This window comes from Actinoplanes sp. NPDC089786, from assembly GCF_040684855.1.
Lineage (GTDB): Bacteria > Actinomycetota > Actinomycetes > Mycobacteriales > Micromonosporaceae > Actinoplanes.
The window spans coordinates 86,855-112,204 of sequence record NZ_JBFBGU010000004.1 but is presented as its reverse complement, the minus strand read 5'-3'; the positions used below and the strand labels follow the sequence as shown (position 1 = coordinate 112,204).

Annotated in this window: 23 protein-coding genes and 1 pseudogene; 10 read left to right on the top strand and 14 right to left on the bottom strand. The window is 71.4% G+C overall.

The features are described 5' to 3' along the window. Positions 1-53: 53 nt before the first annotated feature. Positions 54-1,175 (bottom strand): alpha/beta fold hydrolase, encoded by a 1,122-nt coding sequence (locus AB0O15_RS16935; protein WP_364319232.1) that lies wholly within the window; start codon positions 1,173-1,175, stop codon positions 54-56. A 273-nt stretch (positions 1,176-1,448) separates the two neighbouring features. On the opposite strand from AB0O15_RS16935, the gene AB0O15_RS16930 reads away from it, so the two are divergent. Then, positions 1,449-1,886 (top strand): CBS domain-containing protein, encoded by a 438-nt coding sequence (locus tag AB0O15_RS16930; RefSeq protein WP_364319230.1) that lies wholly within the window; start codon positions 1,449-1,451, stop codon positions 1,884-1,886. 14 nt (positions 1,887-1,900) lie between these two features. Here the strand turns inward: AB0O15_RS16930 and AB0O15_RS16925 are convergent, their stop codons facing one another. Beyond that, entirely contained in the window at positions 1,901-2,482 is a 582-nt protein-coding gene (locus AB0O15_RS16925; RefSeq protein WP_364319739.1) for a hypothetical protein, read from the bottom strand. Positions 2,483-2,707: 225 nt separating this feature from the next. Beyond that, positions 2,708-3,364 carry an NAD(P)H-binding protein gene (locus AB0O15_RS16920; RefSeq protein ID WP_364319228.1) on the bottom strand — a complete coding sequence of 219 codons (657 nt, stop codon included), beginning with the start codon at positions 3,362-3,364 and terminating at the stop codon, positions 2,708-2,710. A 141-nt stretch (positions 3,365-3,505) separates the two neighbouring features. Between AB0O15_RS16920 and AB0O15_RS16915 the strand changes: the two genes are divergently transcribed. Next, the gene (locus tag AB0O15_RS16915) at positions 3,506-4,243 is read left to right on the top strand and encodes a TetR/AcrR family transcriptional regulator (protein ID WP_364319226.1); all 738 of its coding nucleotides are present in this window, start codon (positions 3,506-3,508) and stop codon (positions 4,241-4,243) included. Between the two features lie 30 nt (positions 4,244-4,273). On the opposite strand, the gene AB0O15_RS16910 is transcribed toward AB0O15_RS16915, so the two are convergent. Beyond that, positions 4,274-5,125, bottom strand: coding sequence for a DUF4097 family beta strand repeat-containing protein (locus tag AB0O15_RS16910; protein WP_364319224.1), 852 nt, complete (start codon positions 5,123-5,125; stop codon positions 4,274-4,276). Between the two features lie 56 nt (positions 5,126-5,181). After that, entirely contained in the window at positions 5,182-5,688 is a 507-nt protein-coding gene (locus AB0O15_RS16905) for a toxin-antitoxin system HicB family antitoxin (RefSeq protein ID WP_364319222.1), read from the bottom strand. A 170-nt stretch (positions 5,689-5,858) separates the two neighbouring features. Between AB0O15_RS16905 and AB0O15_RS16900 the strand changes: the two genes are divergently transcribed. Beyond that, a complete protein-coding gene (locus AB0O15_RS16900) occupies positions 5,859-7,535 on the top strand; it encodes an alpha/beta hydrolase (RefSeq protein ID WP_364319220.1) in 1,677 nt (558 codons plus the stop codon). Here AB0O15_RS16900 and AB0O15_RS16895 read toward each other — a convergent pair whose 3' ends face one another. Together AB0O15_RS16895 and AB0O15_RS16890 are read right to left on the bottom strand one after the other, a co-directional pair. Further along, the gene (locus tag AB0O15_RS16895; protein WP_364319218.1) at positions 7,536-9,854 is read right to left on the bottom strand and encodes a VIT domain-containing protein; all 2,319 of its coding nucleotides are present in this window, start codon (positions 9,852-9,854) and stop codon (positions 7,536-7,538) included. It lies immediately after the preceding gene. After that, complete coding sequence (locus AB0O15_RS16890) at positions 9,851-10,462, bottom strand: MerR family transcriptional regulator (protein ID WP_364319217.1); 612 nt, start codon at positions 10,460-10,462, stop codon at positions 9,851-9,853. Before AB0O15_RS16890 ends, AB0O15_RS16895 begins: the two co-directional genes overlap by 4 nt. 145 nt (positions 10,463-10,607) lie before the next feature. Here AB0O15_RS16890 and AB0O15_RS16885 point away from each other — a divergent pair, with 145 nt between their 5' ends. Beyond that, entirely contained in the window at positions 10,608-12,803 is a 2,196-nt protein-coding gene (locus AB0O15_RS16885; protein WP_364319215.1) for a hypothetical protein, read from the top strand. 7 nt (positions 12,804-12,810) lie between these two features. Here the strand turns inward: AB0O15_RS16885 and AB0O15_RS16880 are convergent, their stop codons facing one another. The 4 genes from AB0O15_RS16880 to AB0O15_RS16865 all read right to left on the bottom strand — a co-directional run bounded on the left by AB0O15_RS16880 (position 12,811) and on the right by AB0O15_RS16865 (position 16,073). After that, complete coding sequence (locus AB0O15_RS16880; RefSeq protein WP_364319213.1) at positions 12,811-13,116, bottom strand: hypothetical protein; 306 nt, start codon at positions 13,114-13,116, stop codon at positions 12,811-12,813. Positions 13,117-13,287: 171 nt separating this feature from the next. Beyond that, a complete protein-coding gene (locus AB0O15_RS16875) occupies positions 13,288-13,950 on the bottom strand; it encodes a response regulator transcription factor (RefSeq protein WP_364319212.1) in 663 nt (220 codons plus the stop codon). 37 nt (positions 13,951-13,987) lie between these two features. After that, positions 13,988-15,253 (bottom strand): histidine kinase, encoded by a 1,266-nt coding sequence (locus AB0O15_RS16870; RefSeq protein WP_364319211.1) that lies wholly within the window; start codon positions 15,251-15,253, stop codon positions 13,988-13,990. A 55-nt stretch (positions 15,254-15,308) separates the two neighbouring features. Further along, positions 15,309-16,073: an SDR family oxidoreductase gene (locus AB0O15_RS16865; RefSeq protein WP_364319209.1), complete on the bottom strand. Its 765-nt coding sequence runs from the start codon at positions 16,071-16,073 to the stop codon at positions 15,309-15,311. A 74-nt stretch (positions 16,074-16,147) separates the two neighbouring features. Here AB0O15_RS16865 and AB0O15_RS16860 point away from each other — a divergent pair, with 74 nt between their 5' ends. From AB0O15_RS16860 to AB0O15_RS16850, 3 genes are all read left to right on the top strand, one after another. Beyond that, positions 16,148-16,732 carry a TetR family transcriptional regulator gene (locus AB0O15_RS16860; protein ID WP_364319208.1) on the top strand — a complete coding sequence of 195 codons (585 nt, stop codon included), beginning with the start codon at positions 16,148-16,150 and terminating at the stop codon, positions 16,730-16,732. A gap of 63 nt (positions 16,733-16,795) precedes the next feature. Beyond that, positions 16,796-17,695 carry an ATP-binding cassette domain-containing protein gene (locus AB0O15_RS16855; RefSeq protein ID WP_364319206.1) on the top strand — a complete coding sequence of 300 codons (900 nt, stop codon included), beginning with the start codon at positions 16,796-16,798 and terminating at the stop codon, positions 17,693-17,695. Further along, positions 17,692-18,486, top strand: coding sequence for an ABC transporter permease (locus AB0O15_RS16850; protein WP_364319205.1), 795 nt, complete (start codon positions 17,692-17,694; stop codon positions 18,484-18,486). The genes AB0O15_RS16855 and AB0O15_RS16850 overlap by 4 nt, the downstream gene beginning before the upstream one ends. A 159-nt stretch (positions 18,487-18,645) precedes the next feature. Here the strand turns inward: AB0O15_RS16850 and AB0O15_RS16845 are convergent, their stop codons facing one another. After that, positions 18,646-19,290 carry a M15 family metallopeptidase gene (locus AB0O15_RS16845; RefSeq protein WP_364319203.1) on the bottom strand — a complete coding sequence of 215 codons (645 nt, stop codon included), beginning with the start codon at positions 19,288-19,290 and terminating at the stop codon, positions 18,646-18,648. A gap of 113 nt (positions 19,291-19,403) precedes the next feature. Here AB0O15_RS16845 and AB0O15_RS16840 point away from each other — a divergent pair, with 113 nt between their 5' ends. After that, positions 19,404-21,341 carry a peptidase M6 immune inhibitor A gene (locus AB0O15_RS16840; protein ID WP_364319201.1) on the top strand — a complete coding sequence of 646 codons (1,938 nt, stop codon included), beginning with the start codon at positions 19,404-19,406 and terminating at the stop codon, positions 21,339-21,341. Here the strand turns inward: AB0O15_RS16840 and AB0O15_RS16835 are convergent. After that, a complete protein-coding gene (locus tag AB0O15_RS16835) occupies positions 21,328-22,521 on the bottom strand; it encodes a dipeptidase (RefSeq protein ID WP_364319199.1) in 1,194 nt (397 codons plus the stop codon). The genes AB0O15_RS16840 and AB0O15_RS16835 overlap by 14 nt on opposite strands. A 191-nt stretch (positions 22,522-22,712) precedes the next feature. Between AB0O15_RS16835 and AB0O15_RS16830 the strand changes: the two genes are divergently transcribed. Continuing rightward, positions 22,713-24,293 (top strand): DNRLRE domain-containing protein, encoded by a 1,581-nt coding sequence (locus AB0O15_RS16830; protein ID WP_364319198.1) that lies wholly within the window; start codon positions 22,713-22,715, stop codon positions 24,291-24,293. Between the two features lie 12 nt (positions 24,294-24,305). Here the strand turns inward: AB0O15_RS16830 and AB0O15_RS16825 are convergent, their stop codons facing one another. Further along, positions 24,306-24,890: a TetR/AcrR family transcriptional regulator gene (locus AB0O15_RS16825; RefSeq protein WP_364319196.1), complete on the bottom strand. Its 585-nt coding sequence runs from the start codon at positions 24,888-24,890 to the stop codon at positions 24,306-24,308. A gap of 136 nt (positions 24,891-25,026) precedes the next feature. Here AB0O15_RS16825 and AB0O15_RS16820 point away from each other — a divergent pair. Then, positions 25,027-25,350: pseudogene (locus AB0O15_RS16820) on the top strand (oxidoreductase); the annotation flags it as partial.

The following is a 25,350-nucleotide window of genomic DNA, read 5'->3' as shown; positions in this document are numbered from 1 at the left end:
CGGAATGGGCGGCCGGAGGGATGCGGCCGGAACCGCATCCCTCCGTTCCGGTGCTACCGGTAGCCCGGAGGCGTGAAACCGAGCCAGCGGTCGACCTGATCAGCAACGGTCACCGTGGAGTCGAAGACGGCACCGTCGTGGTTCCGGCCGGTCAGGGTGATCAGCTGGACCGGCTGCGTTCCCCAGGACTGGAGCTGAGGCACGAGGGCATCGCGGGTGATCTCGTAGGGCACGGCCTCGTCCAGGGTGCCGTGGACGATCAGGATCGGCGCCGTCGGCGCCCGCTGCGCGGGATTGCCGTACTGGCCGAGCTTGTCGACGATGCTCTGCGGCACGACGCCGCCGGGCACGAGTTCGTCCGCCTCCAGGTCGTCGAACGCCTCCAGGATCTGGTAGAGGCAGTCCTGGTCGCCCAGCGAGGCGGCCGCCGTCTTGGCCGGCTGCGCGAAGACCTGGGCGGGCTTGACGCTCGAGTCGACGGCGGCCAGCCCGGCCACGGCCATCACCAGGTAGCCCTGGCCCTCGGTGCCCGGGATGGCCGGCGCGATCAGGTCCAGATTCGACGCCGGCGCGATGGCGGCGACACCCTTGAGCACCAGGTTGCCGTCGTAGCCGGGCGCGATCTCACCGGCGAAGAGGCCGCCCTGGCCGCCCTGGGAGTGGCCGTCGATCACGTAGTTGGTGGACAGCCCGGGATAGAGGATGCGGGCCGACTTGACGATGTCGATGATCGACCGCGCCTCGCTGTCGCCGACCAGGTACGGGTGCTGCTGCGGGGTGCCGAGCCCCGGGTAGTCCGGCGCGACCACGGTGTAACCCCGGCGCAGCAGTTCGAGGACGGCCTTGCGTGCTTCCGGCCAGAAGACCTGGAAGTTGGTCGACGGGGTGCAGTGGTCGGCCAGCCCGGTGGTGCCGTGGGCCCAGACGACGACCCGGTTCCTCTTCAGGGTGGTCCTGGGGGTCAGGATCAGGCCGGTGGCGGTGATGGAGGCGCCGCGGATGTCGGTGGTCCGGTACTCGACGCGGACCGCGGTCCCCTTGGCCGCGAGGTCGGCCGGCAGGGTCACGACCGTCGTGCTGACGATGGTGCCGGGGACCGGCGCCGCCGCGACAGCAGGGGTTCCCCCTGCGATCAGACCCGCGGCGATGAGGACGGTGATGAGGAATTTGCGCACACTTGCTCCCTTGAAAGTGAGCCCCCGGCATGATCTTGGACAAACAGCCTGTGTGAGGCATGTTCCAGACATCACGCGACGGACCGTCCGATCAAGGGCCGCGGGGACGTGTTCCCGCGCCATTCGGATGATCCTTTAGTGGCGAACCGGCTACGCATTGACGATGCTGAAGGGGTAGGCCGCGTTCCAAAAACCGACCACGCCTCGCACTTGGCCGGATTTTGAAACGCGACCTAGGCACCACGACAACGCCGTCTGGGTCCGGGAGGAATCATGCGCATCTCCGACGTTCTGCGTATCAAAGGTGATCGGGTCATCACGGTCACGCCGGACACCAACGTGGCCGGGCTGTTGAGGGTGCTGGCCGAGCACGGGATCGGCGCCGTGGTGGTCTCGCCGGACGGCGTGGCCATCGCCGGGATCGTCAGTGAGCGCGACGTGGTGCGGGCCATCGCCGAGCGGGGCGCCGGCGTGCTGACCGAGCCGGTCACCCGGATCGCCACCTCGAGCGTGCGTACCGTGACGCCCGAGGTCTCTCTCGAGGACGTCGAACGGCTGATGACCGACGGCCGCTTCCGGCACGTGCCGGTGCTGGTCGACGGCCGGCTGGGCGGCGTGGTGAGCATCGGCGACGTGGTGAAGAACCGGATGGACGAGCTGGAGAGCGAACGCAGCGAGCTCGCCGGCTACATCACCGGCGAGCGTCCCTGAGCTGCGGTTCCTGGTTACGAGAGCGGGCAGGTGCTCCGGTAGTCGGAGATCGCCGTCCCGCTCGGGCCCGGGCAGATGAACTGGTCGTACCGGGTGTCGTCGTCGACGAACCGCTTGAGCCAGGCCACCGCGTGCTTGGCCGTCGGCGTGTTCACCGACTGCGGGAAGAAGTGGCTGGCGTTGTTCAGCTCCACGTACGACTTCTCGGCCGACGCCGGGATGGAGTTGTAGAACGGGATCGCGTGGCTGGCCACCGGGGCCACCGTGTCCGACTCGCCGCCGATGATCGCCGTCGGCACCCGCAGCGTGCTCCACGACTTGGTGCCGTTCCACGGCGCGAGCGGCACCGCGGCCTGCAGCGACGGCCGGCTTCGGGCCGCCTCGAGGCTTCCGCCGCCACCCATCGAGTGCCCGGCGACGGCCAGCCGCGACGTGTCGATGCGGGCACGCACGGAGCTACGCGTGGTCAGGTAGTCCAGCGCGGCGAGCAGCTGCCGCCCGCGGGACGCTTCCAGGATCGAGTTGGTCGGGTCGGGCCCGCGTTCGTACGGGCTGTCGGCCTGGGCGGGGGACGCGGCGACCGCCGAGCCGGCCATCAGGGCCAGGGTGGTCGCCGCGGTCGCCAGCCAGCGGCGGAGATTCGTGGAGGACTGCACGCCGTCTTCTCCTTCTGGGTGAACGGATCGACGGCTGTCAGTCTTGGCCGGGTGCCGGTGTCGGGACATCGGTGAAATCACCGGTCCTCAGGGTGCCGGGGCAGTGCCGATGACGGCCGATCCCGCTCCCGGCGGCTGGACCTCTTCCGGCGGCGCCGCCACCCGTCAGTACGCCAGGTTGACGTGAGCCCGGTGCTGGTCCCCCTTCTCGATCAGGTCCACGAGCCCGAGCGCGTAGTCCGCGCCGGAGATCGTTCCGCCGTCCTCCGGCGCGACGGCGACCTCGCCGCCGGCCCGGTATCGGCCCAGCCGCTCGCCCGGCGCGAACGAGCCGAACGTGCCGGCCGGGCTCACGTACACCCAGTCGAGCGTCTCCGGGGTGGCGGGCAGGTCCTCGATGACGACCGCCGCTCCTGCGCGGATGTCCTCGTGGAACTCGGCGCTTCGCGCGGCACGCTCGGCGGGTGCGTGGCTGAGGCCCTCCACGAAGCGCGGTGCCCCGGCCGCCGGGCGAAGCGACGAGAACCCGCCGACGACGTACAGCCGCGCGCCCCCGGCGTCGGCGAGCCGGGCGACCGTACGGTAGACGTCGCGGAACGAACCGGGCGGGGAGAGCGCGGCCACCACGACGTCAGTACCGGTGACCACCGATGACAGCGCCGCCTCGTCCGTGGCGTCGCCCCGCACGTAGTGCACGCCCGGGACCGGCGCGGCCGGAGCCGAGCGGCTGAACGCGGTGACCTCGTGACCGCGCGCGGCCGCCTCCGCGACGACGGCCGATCCGGCGTAGCCGGTGCCGCCGATCACAACGATGCGGGACATGGGGTGCCTTTCTCTCGAGGGGCTCTGCGGTTACCGTGCGGGACCAGGTCTCCCACGGGAAAAGGCACTTGGGCCGGACATGGTGAGCAGGTCGCCTACGCTGTGATTGCAACGATAGCAACTAAGGGATATCGTTGGAACGTGAAGGCAGTCACCCCGCAGCCGACCCGCGACGTTGTACGCGCCCGGCTGATCGAAGTCGCCGCACGCCTGCTCGCCGCTGAGGGGCCTGACGCGGTGACCACGCGCTCGGTCGCGCTCGCCGCCGGTGTTCAGGCGCCTTCGATCTACCGCCTGTTCGGGGACAAGGACGGGTTGCTCGATGCCGTGGCGGAACACGGCTTCGCGAGCTACGTGGCGCAGAAGCCCCCCGTCGACACCGACGACGATCCGGTCGAAGGTCTGCGCGCCGGATGGAACCTGCACGTCGGCTTCGGCCTCGCGAACGCCGCCCTGTTCCGGCTCATGCACGCGGCGAAGCGAACCCCTGACGGGCAGGCCATCGTCGAGTCCGGCACGGAGATACTGCGACAGCGAGTGCGGCGGGTCGCCCGGGCGGGACGCCTGCGCCTGCCCGAAGATCGCGCCGTGGCGCTCATCCACGCGGCGGGCACGGGCGTCGTGTTCACCCTCATCGACCAACCCGACGACGAACGGGACGAAACCCTCGCCGATCTGGCGTGGGAAGCCGTGCGCACCACCATCCTGATCGACCCGCCCGAGGCCGAGCCTTTCGCCCCGGCCGTTGCGGCCGTCACCCTCCGTGCGGCCCTGCCCGGCCTCACCGCGCTCACGGCCCACGAGGCTGCACTGTTCGGCGACTGGTTGGACCGCGTCGCGGATTCCGACCCACAGGTGCCGCGTCCCGATGCACTGTGACGATCGGTATTCAGGGCGCCGTGCAGGATCTCAACGTTTACGACGGACGATGACGTCGCCGTACGAGGTGTGTGCGCGCACCTCGGCGTGCCGCTGGCCGCCGCCCGGCGCGTCGGACGCGGTCAGCCGGTTGTGCACGGTCCCGAAGGAGGTGTGCAGGTCGAGGTAGGCCGGCAGACCCTCCGGCACGCCGACCTCGAGCTCGCCCAGCGCGGTCTTCAGCGACACCGTCCCACCGGCGATCTCGTCGATCCGGATGCTGCCGTTGGCGGTGGCCGCGTCGACGTTGCCGCCGGCCCGGCCGACCATGACGCTGCCGTTCGACGACCGGGCCCGCAGGTCGCCGCCGACACTCTCCAGCCGGGTCTCGCCGTTGCCGGTCTTGAGCTGAGCGTTCTTGCCGACCTCGCCGACACGCACCTCGCCGGAGCCGCTGACCGCGGTGGCGTCGCCGTCCACGGTCAGCACGGTCAGCGCGCCGGCCCCGGTCCGGGCGTCGACCGAGGCGACCCGCTCCAGCCGGACGTCGCCGACGCCGGCCTTGACCCGGCAGTCACCGAGGGCGCCGCGGCCGGTCAGGTTGAGGATCCCGCCGTCGGCGTCGATGCCGGACCCGGTGGCCAGGGTGATCTCCACGTCGACGACGCCGGCCTTGCCGCCGAAGATGCCGAAGTTCTTCTGCTTGGGTCCCTTCACCAGCAGGCGGCCGTTGGCGTACTCGACGACGGTCTGCTCGGCGAAGGTCTGGTCGCGGTCGCTGCCGGGGTTGGCCGGACGGACCTCGACGGTGGTGCCCGGGGTGTCGCCGGCGGTGACGCGGACGTTGCCGGCGACCACGTTGATGGTGGCCTCGATGGGACCGGTGGTGTCGAAATCGGGCATGGCTGCGCGAGCCCCCTTCAGGAGGGATGGGTGGTGGTCGGAAGGTCGGGAAGGCCTCAGCGCGCCCAGCCGGTGAACCGGTCGGAGCCGGTCATCGTGCGGCGGACCGGCGGAGGGGTGGCGCCGCCCGGGCGCTGGACGGCGGCCGAGGCGGCGCGGACCAGCCAGGCGTTGACCGAGAGGCCCTCGTTGCTCGCCGCCTCCTCGATGCGGGCCTTGAGCTGGTCGGGCAGGCGGAGGTTGATGCGGGAGACCGCGTCGTCGCTCTCGGCGACCGGCGGTGGGGGAGCGGCCGGCGCCTCGGCCACCGGCTCCTCGGCCGGGGGCAGGGTGACGACGAAGGCCGGCGAGCGGTCGCGCAGGCGGACCTGGACGGAGCCCGGCGCCATCTCGGTGGTGATCTCGTCGGCGGCGCGGCTGAGCGCGTCCAGCAGGGCCAGCCGGAACGCCGACTCCATCGGCGCGGTGAGCCGTTCGGCGAGGGCGCGGGCGTCGGCGCCGCCCAGCTCGGCGGCGTTGGCCAGCTCGTCGCGGAGCTGCTCGACGTAGGGCGTGATGTCCATGGCACCACTATGGCACCACTATGGCGTCATCGCAAGCCGGGCATGATGCCATCACCTGTTCGGCCAGGTCATACCGGCTCCAGGGACAATACCGGCGCTATACGCGAATACGTATCTTCCTTGCATCCCGGGCTTACCGTGCGCCGGATCGCGAGAGGTCACCCCCCGACATGTCCCTCCTCCGCCGCCTGGCCATCGCCGGGCTTGCCGCCACCCTCATGGCCGGCCCGTTCGCCGCCCCCGCGGACGCCGCCACCGCGCACACCAGCGCCCAGGAGAAGCGCCGGGTCGACGCGGTCAAGACGCCGAAGCTCAAGTGGTACAAGTGCTACTCCTACGCCGAGTGCGCCACCGCCCAGGTGCCACTCGACTACGACCGGCCGAGGGGGCAGAAGACCGAGATCGCCCTGGTCCGGGTACGCGCGACCGACCGCAAGCACCGCATCGGCAGCCTCTTCGTCAACCCCGGCGGCCCCGGCGGATCGGCCACCGAGATGGCCATGCTGTCACCGTTGTTCCTCAGCGAGGCGGTGCTCAGCCGGTTCGACATCGTCGGGATGGACCCGCGTGGGGTCGGCTTCAGCGACCACGCCGAGTGCTTCACCTCGACCCGGGCGCAGACCGTCGCGCTGAAGGGCATGACGCCGGTCTTTCCGTACGGGAAGAAGGAAGAGAAGGCCTTCATCGCCTCGGCCGAGAAGCTGGGCCGGGCGTGCTCGACGACCGGGCGGCCGCTGACCGGCTCGATGTCCACGGCGGAGGTCGCGCGGGACATGGACGTCATGCGGCGGGCGGTCGGCGACAAGAAGCTGACCTACCTCGGCTTCAGCTACGGGTCGGCGCTGGGCAACTACTACGCCAACATGTTCCCGGACCGGTTCCGCGCGATCGCCATCGACGGCGTGATCAACCCGCGGGCCTGGGCCGGCACCAAGGAGACCCAGAACACCGTGCAGGACGTGCGGCTCGACTCCGCCGGCGGTGCCTACCGGGCGTTCGCCGAGCTGATGAACCGCTGCGCCAAGGCCGGCCCGGCGAAGTGCGAGTTCGCCGGCGGCAACACCCTGGTGCGGTTCCACAACATCGCCGAGCACCTCAAGCGCAAGCCGATCGTGGTGCCGATCCCGCTGCTCGGCATCACCCTGAAGCTCACCTACGCGGACTTCGTCGGCGACGTGCTCAGCTCGCTCTACTCGCCGACGGCCGGGGAGGACGTCGCCGCGTTCGCCGCCGACGTGCAGCTCATGCAGTCCGAGGGTCTCGGCCGGGCGACGGTCACGGCGGCCGGGACGCGGTACGCCAACCGGGTCAAGCAGCGGCTGCGACGAGCGTTCCCGTACGACAACAGCATCGACGCGTACGCCTCGATCATGTGCACCGACGGCCGGCACCCGGCCAAGGCGTCGTCGTGGCCGGCCGCCGCGGCCGCCGCCGACCGCCGGGCGCCGTACTTCGGCCGGGCCTGGGTCTGGGCCAGCGTGCCGTGCGCGCGGAAGACCTGGACCGTGCGCGACGAGGACGCCTACACCGGGCCGTTCAACCGGCGCACCCAGAACCCGGTGCTGGTGGTGGGCAGCTTCTGGGACCCGGCCACCAACTACCAGGACGCCGTGCAGGTGTCCCGGAAGCTGCCGAACAGCCGGCTGCTGTCCAGCACCAACTGGGGACACACCGCGTACGGGACGTCGGCCTGCGCGACCGGCGCGATCGACGGCTACCTGCTGACCAGGCGGCTCCCGGCCAAGGGCACGGTCTGCAAGGCGCCGCAGCCCTTCACCCAGCCGGTCGGCACCCTGTCGGCCCAGGGCTCCAAGCAGCTGCCCCCGGTGGCCAAGGTCGGCCGCTGATCACCGCTTCCAGAAGGCTTTCCGGTCCTCGGGGGTGGTTCCCCCGAGGACCCGGATCGCTTCGGCCCACTTCTCCGCGAGGCTCCGGTCACCTCGGAGGAAGGCGACGAAGTCCTTGAGCGACGGCGCCAGGACCTCCAGCCGGCTGGCCAGATCGTCGAGGAACTCGGCCCGCTCGTGGTCGGGCCGGCCCTCCGCCTCGCGCAACCGGGCCAGCTCGGTCTTCAGGATCGCCGCCAGGTCGACCGTGGACCCGGCGCCCGGCTTGCGGGCCCTCGCGAACGAGGCCATCGGGCGCGGCGGCGGCGCGCCGGCCCCGGTCGCCATCAACCGTGGCGCGAACCGCGGCCGGCCGCCCGGCGCGGGCGGCAGGGGAGAGGCCAGCGGCATCGACGCGGAGGCCATCGCGATGAACGGCGTCGCGACGTCACCCAGCGCCCCGGCCGGCGTCTCCCAGCCCGACGGCGTCTCGACCGGCTGCACCACGCGGCGGTTCTCGCCGTTCTCGTTCACCACCCGGCTGTCCACGGCCACGAACGCGGTGAACCGGCACAGCACCCCGAACCGCAGCGACGTGGCGGTGATCGCCGGCTCCAGCGAGTGGTCGCCGGCCGCGTACCGGTCCTCCAGGTCGCGCAGCCGGGCCCGGGCCCACTGCGCCGCCACCACCGGCTCCTCCTTGGCGGTGACCGGGACGGTGGTCTCGAAGTCGCCGCCGTCCCGCCGCCGGCCGGTCACCGTGATGGTGCCGCTCGGCGAGCCGGCGTACCGGCCCGAGATCACCAGCGGCACGCCCGGGTAGAGCGCGGGCAGCCGCTGCGGGCTCTGCGTGGCCGCCACCAGCGTCAGCCCCTCGGCACGCAGCGCCAGGTCGGTGACCAGCGGCGCGCCGATCCGGCGGTGGATGTGCTCCATCGCCTCGTCCAGCCGGTCCTCGCTCTCGACCAGCTCGGTACGCCCACCGCCCAGCGACGCCAGCCGGCCCAGGAAGCCGGCGTTCACCGCCCGGTCGATGCCGATCGTGTGCACCCGGATGTCCCCGATCAGCGGCATGATCTCCTCGAGGATCTGGTCCTCGTTGCCGACCTGCCCGTCGGTGACCAGCACCAGGACGCGGTCGCCGGCGCTCTCCGCCTTGTCGCCGGCCAGCAGTTCGAGCCCTTGCTTGAGGGGGGCCAGCAGTTCCGTGCCCCCTCGGGCGTTCGCGCGGGCCAGGTGTTCGACCGCGCGGAAACGATTCCGGTCGGTCGCCTCGGCCAGGCCGTCGCCCGCGCCCTCCACGGCGTGGTCGAAGGTCAGCACCGCGAACCGGTCGCCGGAGGTCAGCGTGTCGACCACCCGGGCGGCGGCGCGGCGGGCGGCCACCATCTTCCAGCCGCCCATGCTGCCCGACCGGTCCAGCAGCAGCACCACGTCCTTGGGCCGCGCGGTCGCCTCCAGGGCCGGCGGGACCACCGTCACCGCGTACGTCCCCTGCTCCGCGTCCTCGGCGTCGGCGTCCTGGTCGGGCACCGCGATCGCGGTCTGCCCGCCCGGCGCGTAGGCCAGCCTCAGGATGAAGTCGCGGTCGGCCCGCTCGCCCGGCCGGATGCTGATCCGCCGCTCGTCCTCCACGACCGCGTGCAGGCTCGACGTGACCGCGCCCAGCTCGAGCCCGGCCGGGTCGACGTCGACCTCGATGCTCAGCCGCAGCGGATTCGGGAAACCGGGCAGCAGGACGGGCGGGGAGATCCGCGACGCGTCCGGCACCGCGTCGGTGTCCGGCTCGTGCCCGGCGCCCACCTGCCGTCCCGGCAGCGCCGTCCCCGGCATGTAGCGCGGCGCCACCACCAGCGGGAACCGGAACGTCGCGGCGCCGTCCTCGTACGGCAGCGGCCCGACCAGGCGCAGCTCGACCGTGACCCGCTCGCCCGGCACCAGGTTGCCGACCCGCATGGTGAAGACGTCGGGCCGCTCCTCCTCGGCGATCGAGGCGCGCTTGCCCTCGGCGATGGCCCGGTCGTAGGTCTCCCGGGCCGCCCCGCGCTCCTGCAGCTCGGCCTGGACGGTGTGCCCGTCGGCCGTCATCGTCATGCCGGTGACCGCGGCCCGGTCGGGCAGCGGGAAGATGTACGTCGCCTCCAGCGGGACGTCATGCACGTTCACGAACTCGGCGGCCACCACGGTGCGCGCGCTGAGTCCCGAGACGCTGGTCCGCACCGCGAGCCGGTCGAGCGGCAGATTGCCGCGCTCGGTCTCCAGGGCCCCGAACCCGGCCTCGGGCAGGATCCGGATGCGGCCCACCTCGCCGGGTTCCATGGGGGTAACGGAAAGGGTCATGGCACTCTCCCATCGTCGGCTGAATCCAGCAGGCCGCGATCGGCCAGCAACGCGAGCAAAGGTGCGGCGGCGACGCTGATCGCGTCCCGATCCGCTGCGGTGGGTACGCCGGGGAGCACGAGAATCGCCCCGCCCCCGAGCCGGACTCCGCCGATAACACTGTCACGGTGTTCTTGTTCCGCCGGTTCTGCTTCCGCCGGGACGATCAAGCCGGCCGGCGCCGCAGCTGCTCGGGCGCCCCAGAAGCGCGGCCGTTCCGCGGCCGCCGCGTCGGGCGCCGGCCCGTCCGGGACCAGCAGGTCGTCGGGCACCCGGGCCACGTCGGCCAGCACCTCGTCGCCGGCCCCGGTCAGCTCGGCCTGGATCTGCGCGATCGACCGCCCCGCGGCCTGCCGCCGTTTGACCGCCACGAGCTGAAGCAGATGACGAGGCCCGTAGAGCGCGGTCCGCCCGCTCATCCCCAGCGGCCGATCGATCAAGCCGATCGTCTGGTACCACCGGATGGCCCGCCGGTCCGGCACATCCCGGACCCGCCCGTTGGGCGCGCCGGCATATTCGGCGGCCAACGCCCGGCCCACCCGATCCACCAGCTCATCCAGCGTCCACATGCCCACCACAATGACACTGTCAAATAACACTGTCAAGATTCGTCATCATCCTTCGGTGATGGGGCGTCCGGTCACAGAGGACTGCCGCAACGGCCGTGGGCCGGGGCCGACGCGCTCGGGAACACTGGATGCCGGGCGGTGGGGGATGAGACATCAGCAGAACGAGCCGGCGGAGCGATCGGCACCCGAGGTGGACCAGCGGCCCCGGTTCGACAACGCCGCCGGGCACCACCTGCTCGACATCCAGCGCACGGCGGGCAACCGGGCGACCGTCGCGTACCTCCAGCGGCAGCCGGTCGCGGGCACCGCCATCGTGCACGAACATCAGCAGCTGACCCCGGAGCTCGACCAGACCAACCAGCTGCTCGACCGGCTGATCCCCGAGCAGGGCTGGGAGGCGACCAGCGCCTGGGCGTACCGCTTCATCAACGCCGACCCGCTCGGCGACCTCAAGTACGGCGGCGACCTCGACCTGGTCGGCCGGTGCCGCCAGCGCCTGCGTACCGAGATCAAGCAGCGCCAGGCCATCGCCGACGACCTCACCGGCCCGGCCGGCGCCGACCTCGGCGACGTCGTGTTCGCCGGCGGGCGCTTCATCACGACGGCCAACAAGGTCACCACCGAGCTGCTCGACCGCAGCCAGAAACAGCTCACCGCCGAGATGGCCCACTACGGGCTGAAGGAGAACACGTTCCTCGGCATCACCACCGGCTACGAGATGAACGACGGCCCCGTCCAGCAGGGTCTCCGCGACGCCGCGCGCCGGCTCGCCGCCCGCCGGCGTGAGACGAACAAACTGTCCAAGGCCTTCTTCGCCGCGCAGCAGGCCGCCGAGGACGACGCCCGCAAACTCGGCGTGTTCTTCCCGGCGGCGCCGCCCCTGCTCGCGGCCCAGGAGGATGCCCGCAAGACGTGGGTCGCCGCCGAGGACGAGTATCACGCCGCCTGCACCAAGGAACAGATCGACCATCCGGTCCTCGCGGTGTACTCCAAGCAGGACGACGCCGCCACCCGCCTGGAGGAGCTCGTCGGCAAGAGCGCCCAGAGCCTGGCCGCGACCCTGTACACGACCATCGACGACCGGCTCAAGAGCATCAAGGAGGTCCGGGAGGCGATCGGCGGTGACTACAACCCGTGGAAGCACTCGCGGATCGTCGGCCTGACCAAGACCCAGCTCGACCTCAAGCCCTGGGAGACGAAGGTCGTCGACGAGAAGGCGGCGAAGGCGGCCCGCGGCGCCGAGGACTCGATGGCCGCGAAGGTCGCCGCGGTGGTCGCCATCGGCCTCGGTCTGCTCGGCGCGATCCCGAGTGGTGGCAGCACCCTGCTGGTCGGGCTGGCCGCCGCCTCGGCCGCGGTCGGCGCCGCCTACAGCCTCAACACGCTGTACGAGCACTACCGTGAGTACAGCCTGGCCAAGGCCGAGAACCTGACCAGCCTCGACCAGGCCCAGGCGATCTCCTCGGAGGAGCCCGGCCTGCTCTGGCTGGCCCTCGACCTGCTCGATCTCGGCCTGAACATGGTCGCGGCGGTCAAGGTGTTCGGCGGGTTGCGCGGCGCGATGGCCGCGGCCGAGAAGGGCGGCGTACGCGGACTCGTGTCTCTGCACGGCGAATCGGGCCGGGCCGGCCTGCCGCCGCCGTCGCGCAGTCGGCTGATCGCCGAGACGATCCAGCGGATGGGCGGCGGCAAGAGCGCCTCCCAGGTCTTGGAGCAGTTGCTGGAACAACTCGCCGTGGCCGGCAAGGGCAGCGGGAAGGCCACGCTGATGGAGGCGATCGACAAAGCCGCGCTGGACCTGGCGGCCAAGAAGAAGATCTGCTTCTTCATGCCGGGCAACGCCGGTGGCACGCTGGGCGAGTTCAAGCGGGTGCTGCGCGAAGCCGGTGTCGCCGAGGCCCAGCTGCAGTCCGAGGCCGCCGCCCTGATGAGGGACTTCCAGGCCCGCGGCTACCACGGCTTCTACTCGGGCAAGGGCGACTTCGTCATCCTCCGCGAGGGCGACGACATGGCCAGCATGCTGGCCCACGAATTGTCCCACCGGGCCCAGCACGTCCAGGGCCGCCTGCAGTCCCTGGGCACCCTGCGCAGCGAGTACCAGGCCCACCACATCCAGCGCGAGGTGCTGCTGAGCCTGCCCGAGGACGTGCTCGCCTCCAGCCCGTCCCGGGAGCTGGTCACCAAGACCGACGCCGAGCTGGTCGCCTACCTCAAATCCCATCCCACGTACGGACCGGAGATCAGCGCCGAGGCGGCCGACGCCACCATCGGCGACCTCGACCCGGCCGCCGACGCCAAGCTGATCGAGGACTGGTTCCTCGGCGGCGCCGCGGGCCGGTGAGGCTCGGTCAGGGCTGTTTCACCGCCACGCCGCCCCAGAAGGCGTCCGGCACGTCCTCCGGTGGGCCGTCGGGACGCCAGCGGGCGACCGGGACGATGCCCTCGGCGGTGGGGGTCCACCGGCCGAGCAGGGGCGCGAAACCGGCCGGCTCGCGCATGTGGAACGCCGGGCCCATCATCGCCAGGGCCTGAGGATGGGCGGCCAGCTCCATGGCGTCGAAGTCGAACAGCAGGCGGCTGCCGGCCGGGACGGCGTCGTACAGGGCATCGAGGGTCCGGGCCAGCGTCGGAAGCCGGGTGCGGGCGTTGTTCACTACCGACTAGTTGGTAACTAACCAGCACGGGCGCGATCTCGGGGGCGGCGGTGGCGCGCAGGGCCAGGTGATGCTTTCCGGCGCGTGCTGCCGGCCGACGTGCGGCCGCGGCTGCCCGGCGGCAGACGGCCAGGGCGTGCGAAAGACGGTGCTGGGGGAGACGGCCAGGCCTCAGACCAGGCCCGCGTCGTGTACGAGCAGAGCGACCTGCACGCGGTTGTTCATGTCGAGCTTGGTGAGCAGACGCGACACGTGCGCCTTCACGGTGGCGACGCTCATGAACAGCTCGGCCGAGATCTCGGCGTTGGACTGGCCGCGGCCGACGGCCAGGGCCACCTCTCGTTCGCGTTCGGACAGGTCGTCGAGGCGCCGCCGGGCGGTCTCCTCGCGGCCGGCGCCGTTGACCGGGCCGGCGACATGCGCGATCAGCCGCCGGGTCACCGCCGGTGACAGCGTGGCCTCGCCCGCCGCCACCCGCCGCACCGCCTGGTGGATCTCGGCCGGCGGGGTGTCCTTGAGCAGGAAGCCGCTGGCCCCGGCCCGGAGCGCGCGCAACACGTACTCGTCGGCGTCGAAGGTGGTCAGCACGATCACCTCGGGCGCGCCGGGCCGCCGGCGCAGCGTCTCGGTCGCGGCCAGGCCGTCGACCCGGGGCATCCGGATGTCCATCAGCACCACGTCGGGCTGGTGTGCGGCGACGGCCGAGGGCACGTCGGCGCCGTCGGCCGCCTCGCCGACGACGGTGACCCCGGCGGCGCCGTTGAGGATCATCGTCAGCCCGGCGCGTACCAGGGCATCGTCGTCCACGATCAGCACGCGAACCGCGTCGCTCACCAGACCTCCGAGATAGATGGTGCCGACAAAGCAGGGGTCATGCGGCCACCTCGGTGGCGGGGCGGGGCCAGGGCAGCCACGCGGTCAGGACGAAGTCGCCGCCGGGCTCGCGGCCGTGGGTGAGCCGGCCGCCGGCCAGCGTGGCGCGCTCGGCCAGCCCGACCAGCCCGGTGCCGGCCCCGGGGATGACCGTCGGCGAGTGGCCGGCCGGCCACGGGTTACGCACCGTCACGGTCAGTCCGTTGCCTGGGCCGCCCGCGATCGCCACCGTGACCGTGGCGCCGGGCGCGTGCTTGCGGGCGTTGGTGAGACCCTCCTGCACGATCCGGTACGCCGTCCGCCCGGCGCCCTCCGGGACCGCCTCGGCCGCCACGTCGAGCTCCAGGCGTACCCGGGCCCCGGCTGCTCTTGACTCGTCGGCCAGGGCGGTCAGCTCGGCGATGGTGGGCTGCGGAGGCTCGGGCGGCGACGAGACGTCACCGTCGGCCCGCAACACCCCGATCACCTCGCGAAGGTCCTGCAACGCCTGGTGGGCGCTGGCCCGGATCACCCCGGCGGCCGTCGCGACCTCGTCGGGGGAGGCGTCGCCCCGGATCTCCAGGGCGCCCGCGTGCAGGCTGACCAGGGAGATCCGGTGGGCGAGGACGTCGTGCATCTCGCGGGCGATCCGGGTGCGTTCCAGGGCCCGGGCCTGCGCCACCCGCAGCTGCTGCTCACTCTCGGCACGCTCGGCCCGGTCACGCAGCGAGATCAGCAGCTGTCGTCGTGACCGCACCACCGCGCCCCACAGCACGATGATCAGGGTGAACACGGCGCTCCAGGCCACGGTCTCCCAGTAGGGCCGGCCGGCCTCCGGACGCAGCTTCACGAACACCAGGGTGACCAGCATGAACCCGGTCGCGAGCAGGGCGGTGGTGCTGAACTTGCGGTGCACCGCGACCGTGAACAGCATGATCGCCCCGGTGATGCCCCCGGCCACGGTGAAGAGGCCGAGCACCAGCATCGCGAGGAACAGCTGGACCGGCCACCGCCGCCGCCACCACAGCCCGATCGAGGCGATCGTGGCCACCACGAAGTCGAGCCAGGCCAGCCACGGTGGGGTGTTCGCCCACTCCGGCGCGATCGACACGTTGTCGCTGAGCAGGTCGGCCGTGACCAGCACGGTGAAGCCGAACCCGATCAGGAAGCAGAGCGTGTCGATGATCCAGTCGCGGGTCGACCGGCGGGCCGGCCGGCTCGGTTCGAGCTCGGCGACCAGCGCCGACGGCAACAACCATCGGTTCTCGGTACGCACGGCCGGCATGCGCCCAGCCTAGGCGGGCGCCCGGGCCACCGGACACCGACCAAAGTCGCACCTTTCAGATGCGGTTCATCCCGGCGACCGGCGGCCGGACCGTGATCGTCGTGCCGGACAGGTGTGACGCGGCGTCACTGCACAGGAAGGCGGTCAGCGCGACCAGGTCCTCGGGCTGGCCGATCCGCCCGCCCGGATAGGCCGCCGCCACCCGCGCCACGTGTTCCTCGCTGACGATCGCGCGCATCCCGGGCGTGACGGTCAGGCCGGGCGCCAGCGCCACCGTGCGGATGCCCTGGCCGGCGAGTTCCTGGTGGACGCAGGCGGACAACGCGTTCAGGGCCGCCTTGGAGCCGCTGTAGGCCGCGCCGCCCGCCACGTGCTGCACGGCGGCGATGCTGCTGACGTACACGATCCGGCCGCCGTTGCTCTTGATCATCAGTGGCGCGAAGTGCTTGGTGCTCAGGAACGCGCCGACCACGTTCGAGTTCAGCACCCGCTGGAGCGTGTCGAGCTCGAGGTCGAGCACCGGGTTCGAGCCGGGCATCCAGCCGGCGTTGTTGATCAGCCCGTCCAGCCCGCCCCACGCGGCGTCGACCTCGGCCGCGGCCCGCCGCACCGCTTCCTCGTCGCTCACGTCGGCCTCGAGCGCGAGCCCGGCGCCGCCGTCCTTCTCGATCTCGTTGACCACGGCCTGGGCCCGGTCCCGGTCGCGCGCCAGCACCCCGACCCGCGCGCCTTCGGCGGCCAGACCGAGCGCGAGGGTACGCCCGATGCCCTGCGCCGCGCCCGTCACGACGATGCGCTTGCCTGCGATGTCGATGTTCACAGAAACCAACTCCAACGTTTCGGTTGGATTCTGACTGTACAACTCCAACGCCGACGTTGGATATGCTGGGTCCCGTGGCGTGGGACACCGAAGGCACCAGGAAGAAACTTCAGGACGCGGCGACGGCGGAGTTCGCCGAGCGCGGACCGGACGGCACCACGATGGCCCGCGTCGCCGAGCGCGCCGGGGTCAACAAGGAGCGGCTCTACAACTACTTCGGTGACAAGCGGGCGCTGTTCACCACCGTGCTCACCGCCGAGCTCGAGAAGCTGTCCGGTTCGGTGGCGCTGGCCGGGCCGACCCTCGACGACGTCGGCGAGTTCATCGGGGCCACCTTCGACTACCACGCGGCCCATCCCGAGCTGGCCCGGCTGCTGCAGTGGGAGGCGCTGGCCGGGGGACCGCCCGCCGACGAGGCCACCCGGGCCGAGCACTACCGACGAAAGGTGGAGACGGTCGCCGCGGCCCAGCGCGACGGCGTGCTCGCCGCCCATCTCGACCCGGGCCACCTGCTGTTCCTCATGATCGCGCTGGCCGCGTGGTGGCAGGCGGTGCCTCAGCTGGCGTACCTGATCACCGGCGCCGACCCGGACGACCCGGCCGAGCGCGCCAAGCGCCGGGAAAGTGTGATCCGCGCCGCTCAGCGGCTTGCGACTTAAGTCGCGACGCTCTCGACCTCAGGCTGTCGCGGGTGGCCAGGTGGCCCGGGCACCGTGATCTCCATGATTACGGTCGAACATCTCAGCAAGCGGTACGGGACGCATTCCGCCGTCTCCGACGTGTCGTTCAGCTGCGCACCCGGCACGGTCACCGGCTTCCTCGGCCCGAACGGCGCCGGCAAGTCCACCACGATGCGGATGATCACCGGGCTCACCCCGCCCACGGCCGGGCACGCGACGGTCGACGGCGTGCCGTTCGGCAAGCTCGGCAACCCCGGGACCCGGGTCGGCGTGCTGCTCGACGCCTCGGCCCAGCACGCCGGGCGCACCGGTCGCGAGGTGCTCTCACTGGCCGCGATGACCATGGGCATCGACAAGAAGCGGGTCGACGACAGCCTGGAGCGGGTCGGGCTGAACAAGGTCGCGGCGAAGCGGCGGGTGCGGGCGTACTCGCTCGGCATGCGGCAACGGCTCGGTCTGGCGTACGCGCTGCTCGGCGACCCCAGGGTCCTGATTCTCGACGAGCCGGCCAACGGCCTCGACCCCGAGGGCATCTTCTGGATGCGCGGGCTGCTGCGGGACTTCGCCGACGCCGGCGGCACCGTGCTGCTCTCGTCGCACCTCCTGCGTGAGGTCGAGGCGGTGGCCGACCAGCTCGTGGTGATCGGCGGCGGCAAGATCGTCGCGCAGGGCGACAAGGCCGAGCTGCTGTCGGCCTCCGGCATGGTGGTCCGTGCCCTCGACCGCGCCGCCCTCGACATGGTGATCCGCCGGGCCGGACTGGACGGCACCCCGACCTCCGACGGCTCGATGATCGTGCAGTCGGACGCCGAGACGATCGGCCGGGCCGCCGCCGACGCCGGCCTGATCCTGCTGGAGCTGCGCCCCGCCGGCGGCGGTGGCCTCGAGCAGATGTTCCTCACCCTGACCGCCGGCGATTCCGTCCAGGAGGCTGTTCGATGACCGCCGTTGACACCCGTACCGAGTCGATCTCGCCGACGGCCCCCGCGCACCGCGTCGCTCCGATCCCGATCGGCCGCCTGATCGGCGTCGAGCTGCGCAAGCTGGCCGACACCCGGGCCGGCATGTGGCTGCTGATCATCATCGGGCTGGCCTCGGTGGCCACCGGACTGATCCAGCTGTTCGCCACGCCGGACGACTCGCAGACCTTCGCCGCCTACTTCGGCTTCGCGCAACTGCCGGCCGGGATCCTGCTGCCGGTGCTGGGCATCCTGTCGATGACCAGCGAGTGGTCGCAGCGCACGGCGCTCACCACGTTCACCCTGGTTCCCCAGCGGGGCCGGGTGCTGGCCGCGAAACTGCTGGCGGCCGCCGCGATCGCCGTGGTGGCGGCGGCGTGCACGGTCGCCTTCGCCGCGGTGTTCAACCTGATCGGCTCGGGCCTGGGCGGTGACGGCTCCTGGAGCATCGGCTGGCAGGTCGTCGCCCAGTGCGTGCTCATGCAGGTGCTCTACGTCCTGATGGGTTCGGCGTTCGGCGCCCTGCTGATGAACACGCCGGTGGCCATCGTGGGCTTCTTCGCGCTGCCGATGGTCTGGACGATCCTCGGCTCGGTGATCACCTCGCTCCAGAAGGCGTCGGCGTGGCTCGACATCAACACGACGACCGGGCCGCTGACCGAGCACGCCCTGACCGGCGGCGAGTGGTCGAGGCTCGGGGTGTCGGCCGCGGTGTGGGTGCTGGTCCCGCTGGTCGCGGGCGCGTTCCGCATGCTGCGGCGCGAGGTCTCCTAGACCCCGGCCCGCGGGTACGTTGTGCAGTCTGCCTGTCGAGGCAGACTGCACCACTGCGCGGTCTCCGTCGCAGGCAGTGGTAGGCCAGCACGGCATTACGGCCCCGAAAGCCGTCACGACCTACCACTGAAACGACGGGCGTCCCCCGAAGGTTGGACGCTAGGCCGGGGCTTCGAAGTGCTGGTAGTCCTTCAGGGTTCGCCAGCTGCCGCCCCAGGTGAAGCCGCGGGTGGTGAAGGCGCTCCAGGCCCGGTCGCCGTGGCGGATCATGCCCGGGCGCGGGGCTGATCGGTCGGTGAAGGCCTGGCCGGCGGGCGGAAGGACGGTTCGGCCCTTGACGTAGGGGTTCTCCAGCGGGTTGAGGTCGATGGCCCGGCCGTAGGAATGGACCGAGAAGCCGCTGGTCGAACCCGTGATCGGGCGGCAGTTGAAGGCCGAGGTGTTGTCGGCGGTCATCGACGCGTTGTCGTCGGCCCGGTAGCGGTCGACGCGGTTCATCCGCCTGATCGGGAAGCGGGCCGCATACAGGGTGTGGAAAGCGGCCACCACCTTGCCGGCCACGTCCTTGTGGACGATCAGCTCGCCCGCGTGGCGGACCCGGTCGAAGCCCCAGTGGGTCAGCTGCACCCGGCGCAGGTCGGCGAGCGGCACGGGGCAGCCCCGCCGCCAGGAGACGCCGATCATGGTTCTCGCGGTGGCAGCCTCGATGGTCCGGATCGAGGCCCGGTAACCGTCGCCGGCGGCGGAGGCGGGTGCGACGGCTCCGGAGACGGCCAGCACCGTGCCGATCACGGCTGATGCCATGGAAGCGAGGTACACGTTCGGATCCTGCCACGCCTGTTAGAGGACTTCCGGCGTTGAGTGAGAAGGGCGGTGATATGACGGTTTTGATAACATACGGAAGGTAGCGTGACGCCATGCCGGTTGGTGCGGGGCTTGTGCTGTCGTTGGTTGTTCCACTGCTTGCTGTGCCGATCGGGCCGGAAGTCGTCACGGTGGTCGATGACACGCGGGAGTTGTCGCGCAAGACCTATGCGGTGCCGACGGAGAAGGCGACGGAGCGGAAACCGGCGGGCAACACCCGGGAATGGCTCGGCCTCGACGACGTCAAGGGCAAGTTCTACCGCAAGAACTTCACGCTGCGCGCGGTCGGCGAGCACATCGAGGTCTGGGTGGCCGACGACCTGGCGTTCCCGGCCGGTGACTGCCGCAAGGATCCCGTCGTCGTCACGGATGCCCAGGTCAAGGGGCTGGTGCACGAGTTCGACACGGTGATCTACCCGCGGGAGACGGCGGCCTTCAGCACGCCGAAGGACCGGGACGGCTCCCATCCGCTGCTCGACGGGGACTTCACCGGCGACGGCGGCCGGACGGTGACGCTGGTCGACAACATCCGGGACGACAACTACTCGGACTTCCCGACGAACTCGACGTACATCGCGGGCTTCTTCTCCATCCAGCTGAACGGGCTGGTCGACCGCAACGTGATGACGATCGACGCCTACGACTGGGCGCACCGCACCGGCGCCAACCCGCCCGACGACGCCACCGACGACCTGTGCACGAGCCGGCCGGCCCGCCCGCACATGTACGAGGGCACGTTCGCCCACGAGTGGCAGCACCTGCTGCAGAGCTACACCGACCCGGACGAGGCGCTCTGGGTCAACGAGGGCCTGTCCGACTACGCGCAGAGCCTGGTCGGCTACGTCGACACGACCAAGGGCATCCACCGCCGCGGCGCCGACTCGCACCTCACCTGCTTCCAGGGCTTCGGCAACGTCCGGACCGGCTACAACACCACGCCCCGGGAGTGCGGCGGCCCGCAGAACTCGCTGAACCTGTGGAAGGAGGGCGAACCGGCCGAGGTGCTCGCCGACTACGGCATCGCCTTCCAGTTCATGCTCTACCTGCGCGACCGCTTCGGCGAGGACGTGCTCTCCGCGATCCACCGCGACGGCACGAAGCAGGGGATCGCCGGGGTCGCCGCGGCCCTGCCGGTCCCGTTCCACGACGTGCTGCACGACTTCCAGACGATGACCCTGGTCGACAAGCTGGTCGAGGGCGGCGTCCAGGATCCGCGGTTCACGTCCCGTTCCCTGCGCTCGACGGTCAACCTCAAGAATCCGGCCGCGTACGCCCGGCCGGGCGCCGCCCCGAACGGCGCCGACTACATCCAGCTGAAGAAGCCGGTCAACGCCGTCACCTTCCGGGGGGCGAAGACCCTGCCGCCGCGGAAGCTGGCCTGGACCGTGAAGGACGGCGCGCTCTTCTCGGGCGACGCCACGGATACCGACGCCACCGCGGTCGTCGCGGTGACCGTGCCCAAGGACGATCCGCACCTGCGGCTGAAGGCCAAGTACGGCGCCGAGCGGGAGTACGACTTCGGGTACGTGACCGTCTCCACCGACGGCGGCCGGACCTATCAGGCCGTCCAGGGCGACTTCACCATCGCCGGGCCGCTGGGCCCGGGCGTCTCGGGGGACACCGGCGGCGAGTTCGTGGCCCACTCGTACGATCTGTCGGCGTACGCGGGGATGAAGGTTCTGCTGGGTTTCCGCTATGTCAGCGACGGCGCCGTGAACGAGGGAGGCTGGTACATCACCGGCATCGACGTCGGCGGCCGGAAGATCGCGGCCGAGCCGAGGCTGTTCCGCTCGTACACCCAGATCCGGCCGGCCCCGGTGCACCACTGGGAGGTCAGGCTGATCGGGATCTCCGGGACCCGGTTCATCCAGGTCCCGGTCACCGAGGTCGCCCAGGTGCGGGACTACGACAAGATCGTCGCGGTGGTGGCGTACGACGAGCCCACCGAGACCGTGACGCAGTACGCGCCGTACACGCTCACCGTGTCCTAGCCCAGAGCGGCTCCTCGGCCACGTCCTCGCTGACCTGCAGCACCCGCAGCATGTTGAGGCCGGTCAGCTTCTGCAGGTCGGCGCCGCTCCAGCCGCGGTCGGCGAGCTCGGACAGCAGCCGGGGGTAGCCGGTCACGTCCTCCAGCCCGACCGGCAGCGAGTCGGTGCCGTCGTAGTCGCCGCCCAGCCCGATGTGGTCGACGCCGGCGACGTCACGGGCGTGCTCGATGTGGTCGGCGACCTGCCCGATCGTCGCCTCCGGGCGGGGGTTGGCGGCCAGCCAGCCGGCCAGCTCGGGGTGCTGCTTGCGCGGGGACGGACCGGCGAACTCGGGCGTCGTGCCGGGCGCGGGCGCGGCCGGCCACCAGTCCTCCTCCTCGGCCAGGCCGAGCCGCTCGGACTCCTCCCGCATCGCCGCCGTCCAGGCCACGATCTCGGCCGACACGAAGATCGGCACGAAGGTCAGCTGGACCACGCCGCCGTTGTCGCGGAGCCGGGTCAGCACGTCGTCGGGCACGTTGCGGCGGTGGTCGGTGACCGCCTTGGCCGACGAGTGGCTGAAGATCACCGGGGCGACGGCCACGTCCAGGGCGGCGTGCATGGTCACCGGCGCGACGTGTGAGAGGTCGGCGAGTACGCCGATCCGCTGCATCTCGCGCACGATGGCCCGCCCGGCGTCGGTGAGCCCGCCGACGGCCGGCTTCTCGGCGGCCGAGTCGGCCCAGGACGTGTTGTTGTTGTGGGTCAGCGTGACGTAGCGGACGCCGAGCCGGGCGAACGAGCGCAGCACCCCCAGCGAGGTGGCCAGGCTGTGCCCGCCCTCGATGCCGATCAGCGAGGCGATCCGGCCGTCGGCCCAGGCGCGCCGCACATCCCCCGCGGTGCACGCGATCGTCAGGGCGGCCGGGTACGCCGCGACCATCCGGTGGACGGCGTCGACCTGCTCCATGGTCGCCACCACGGCCTCGGGCTCGGGCAGGTCGGACGGCACGTACACGGACCAGAACTGGGCGCCGACCCCGCCGGCCCGCAGCCGCGGCAGATCGGTCTGCACCCCGGGGAGCGGCTGGTCGAGGCCCTCGACCGAGTAGGAGCGCTGGGCCCGGAGCTGCATCGGCAGATCGTTGTGCCCGTCGATCACCGGCGCGGCCCGTAACACGTCAGAGACCAGGGGATTCATTCGCACTCCTTCAGCGGCGAGAGGGTGATCGCAGCTTCGCACGAGGACCCGTTGAGGTTGCAACCGGCTGGCACCGGGACGGGCACTGGGGGTGCACCGCCCGCACCGGAATCTTCTCTGCATGCCCGGCCGAACACCCGGCCGGACAACGCGGGGGAGTTAAGAAATTGCGTTCTCAGCTTCGCAAGTCGATGTCCGTCCTGGCTGCCGCGGTGACCGGCGCCGGAGTCGCGTTCGGCGCGCCGTCGGTGGCGGGGGCCGCCACTGGCGCTGAGCTGAAGATCGCGGCGAGCGACGACACCTACACCTCGAGCATCCGCAAGGCCGCGGCGTTCGGCGACCAGGACAAGCTGGTGATCGGCACGCTCGACAAGGACGTGAAGGTTTCCTACCTGAAGTTCGTCGTGCCGGCCGGCACGAGCGTCACCGGCGCCCGCCTGAAGCTGACCACGATCGGCCCGGTCACCGGCAAGGTCACGGTCAGCCGCGTGCTGAGCAACGCCTGGACCGAGAAGAAGCTGACCTCGGCCACCGCCCCGGCGCTGGGCCTGGGCGTGGCCTCGGCCACCGGCTCGGACATGACCTTCGACCTGGGCGCCGAGATCACCGGCCCGGGCACCTACTCGCTGGCCGTGAAGTCGGCCTCGAAGTCGGTCGTCACGCGGTTCCGCTCGTCGGAGACGTCGGTCGGCGCCCCGCAGCTGGTCGTCACGACCAAGAAGGCCGACGCGCCGGTCGAGGTGCCCACCCAGGAGCCGACACCGCCGCCGGTCGTCGAGCCCACCCCGGAGCCCACCCCGGAGCCCACCAAGCCGACCAAGCCGTCGAAGGACTGCGAGACCGACGCCATGCTCGTGCCGTCCTGCGGCGTGATGTGGGGCGGCGCGGCCGGCGGTTTCACCGACACCCCGCGCGACGAGGCCCTGAAGGAGTGGGAGCAGACCACCGGTCGCACGGCCACCATCTTCCACCAGTACCACAAGGGTGACGAGCCGTTCCCCACCAAGATGGAGATCGCGATGACCCGGGACGCCGCCAAGCCGCGCGTCCTGCTGCTGAACTGGAAGATCGCGTACGGCTCGACCTGGGCCAAGGTTGCCAAGGGCGAGCAGGACAAGCGCATCGACGCGTTCGTGGCGCGCGTGAAGGCGACGTACCCGGAGAAGTTCTTCCTGGTCCTGAACCACGAGCCGGAGAACGACGTGGTGGCCACGGCCGGCTCCGGCTGGGAGGCCAAGGACTTCGCGGCGATGTACCGGCACACCATCCTGCGCCTGCGCAGCAAGGGCCTCACCAACGCGATCAACGTCATGGCCTACATGGGTAACGAGAAGTGGATGTCGCAGTCCTGGTGGAAGGACCTGTACCCGGGCGACGACGTGGTGGACTGGATGGGCCTGGACTCCTACGTCAGCGCCGAGAAGGGCTACTACCACTACGGCATGTTCGCCGACCTGCTCGACCGCCAGGGCAAGACCGGACCGGACTTCTACGAGTGGGCGACCACCAAGCACGCCTCGAAGCCGCTGATGATCGCCGAGTGGGGCGCCTACCACCGGATCGGCAAGCCGGCCGACAAGGCCCCGCAGTACAACAGCGTCCGCCCCGAGCTGAGCAAGCGCCCGGCGATCAAGGCGATCGTGCACTTCGACACCGAGCACGACGACGAGGGTGACCGCGACATCAGCATCACCAGCACCAAGACCGGCCTGGCCGCCTTCAAGAAGCTGGCCACCGACCCGATCTTCAACGTGAAGCTCAACCTGAAGTAGTCGAACAGGGACTCACGAGCCGCCCGGCGGGCCTGCCGGGCGGCTCGTGCCGTGTCTGAGCCCGTCCATCAGCAGGTCGAGCAGCCGGGACGCCTGGGCCGGGTCGGCCGAGCCGGTGATGCCGCCGAGGCCGACCAGCACGTCGAGGGCGAGCACGTCGGGCCGGATCGCGCCGGCCGCCACGCCCGCGGCCAGCAGGTCGCCGATCGCCCCGACCAGCCGTTCCCGGCTGTGCGCGAACGGGTTCCCGCCGGAGGCGATCAGCGCCCGCAGGGCGTCGCCCAGGTCGCGTTTGGTCCTCATGTAGCTCACGTACCGGTCCATCCAGGCGCGCAGCGCCGCGTCCGGCGGGCCGGCCGCGAGCAGTTCGGGCACGGCGCCGACGATCCGGTCCAGCTCGTTCTGGTACGCGGCCGCGATCAGCGCGTCGCGGGTGGGGAAGTGCCGGTACAGGGTGCCGATGCCGACCCCGGCGGCCTTGGCGATCGCCTCCAGCGACACGTCCGCGCCGTCGACGGCGAACGCCTGCACGGCCACGGCGAGCAGCTTGTCGCGGTTGCGCTGCGCATCGGCCCGCAGCGGGCGCGCCTCGGTCATCTGGTGTTCCTTCCGACACAGCGGGGTGGCAACCGGAGGGACCTCCGGTTAATCTCGGAGGCGTACCGGAGGATCCTCCGGTTCCCATCGTAGACGGAGATGCTTCGCGGTCGAGGCCGACCGGCGCTGGGCCGAGGACGGTATCCGGGTCAACGCCCTGCACCCGGGCTCGATCCGGACGAACCTCCAGCGGCACATCACGCCCGAGGAGCTCGCCGAGCGCCGGCGGGCGGCCGGCCTCACCGCGGCCGTGGTCAAGACGGCCGAGCAGGGCGCGGCCACCTCCGTGCTGCTGGCGGCGTCGCCCCGGCTGGACGGCGTGGGCGGCCGGTACTTCGAGGATTGCAACCAGGCCGAGCCGGTTGTGCCGGGTGTGCGGCGTGGGGTCGCGGCGTACGCGCTCGGCCCGGAGGCCGCCGGCCGGCTCTGGCGGGAGAGCCTGCGGCTGCTGGCCCGGTAA